The 1,207-nt window shown below is 49.8% G+C and carries 1 protein-coding gene; it reads left to right on the top strand.

From position 1 onward, the window contains the following. Positions 1–79 precede the first annotated feature (79 nt). Positions 80–1,191 (top strand): IS3 family transposase gene (locus ACL9RG_RS22705; protein WP_422794912.1). Its coding sequence is split into 2 segments (ribosomal slippage): positions 80–341 and positions 341–1,191, totalling 1,113 coding nucleotides; the frame shifts between segments, so codons are not numbered across the junction. The last annotated feature ends 16 nt before the right edge of the window (positions 1,192–1,207 follow it).

The following is a 1,207-nucleotide window of genomic DNA, read 5'->3' as shown; positions in this document are numbered from 1 at the left end:
TGTAAGTACCCCGTCAAAACGGTCCATTCACTTTTAGAGATCTTCCGACATACTGATTATGTCCCCTGAGGAGATCGCTATGCGTAAGATCCGATTCACTGAGCACCAGATCATTGCCGTTCTGAAATCTGTAGAAGCTGGTCGAACCGTCAAAGATGTGTGCCGCGAGGCTGCTATTTCTGAAGCCAGTTATTACAACTGGAAGACGAAATATGGCGGTATGGAAGCCGCTGATATCAAAAAGATCAAAGATCTTGAAGACGAGAATCGTCGTTTGAAGCAGATGTTTGCCGATCTGAGTCTGGAATGCCGGGCGCTGAAAGACGTCATAGAAAAAAAGCTTTAAAACCAGCGATAAAGCGTGAGCTCGTCAACTATCTGACCACGCAGTTTACGATGAGCATACGCCAGGCATGCAGGACGTTATCGCTGAGCAGGACGGTGTTTCGTTATCAACCGGATACGCGACGTGATGAAGCGGTGATCCAGAGGCTGACCGAGGTCGCTGAGCGCTATCCCCGCTACGGTTTTAAGAAGCTTTTCCAGGTACTTCGCAGGCAGGGGCACGTCTGGAACCACAAACGTGTCCACCGGATTTACTGTCTTCTCAAACTGAATTTTCGTCGTAAGGGTAAACAACGCCTGCCGGTGCGCAATCCGGCTCCGCTGGCAACGCCGGAAGCACTCAACCAAAGTTGGTCAATTGATTTTATGCACGACGCGCTGACGTGTGGCCGACGTTTTCGGACTTTCAACGTCGTGGATGATTTTAACCGCGAGGCTCTGGCCATCGAAATTGACCTGAATATCCCGGCGCAGCGTGTCGTGCGGGTGCTGGACAGAATAGTAGCAAACCGTGGATATCCGCTGAAGATGCGGATGGATAATGGGCCGGAACTAATATCACTGGCGCTGGCGCAATGGGCTGAAGACCATGGTGTGATGCTGGAATTTATCAAGCCGGGTAAGCCAACACAGAACGCGTTTATAGAACGGTTTAACCGAACATACCGGACAGAAATACTGGATTTTTACCTGTTCAGAACACTGAATGAAGTACGAGAAATAACGGAGCGCTGGCTGAATGAGTACAACAGTGAGCGACCTCATGAGTCCCTGAATAACCTGACACCGGAAGAATACCGGCTGATGGCTGAAAACCCGGAAGTCTCAAAAAGTGCCTGGAACTAAAGCTGGGATACTTACA

The sequence above is a fragment of the Rouxiella sp. Mn2063 genome (assembly GCF_049319665.1).
GTDB lineage: Bacteria > Pseudomonadota > Gammaproteobacteria > Enterobacterales > Enterobacteriaceae > JBMOUD01.
Note: the sequence above shows the minus strand (reverse complement) of the source record. Positions and strands in the feature narration are given on the sequence as shown.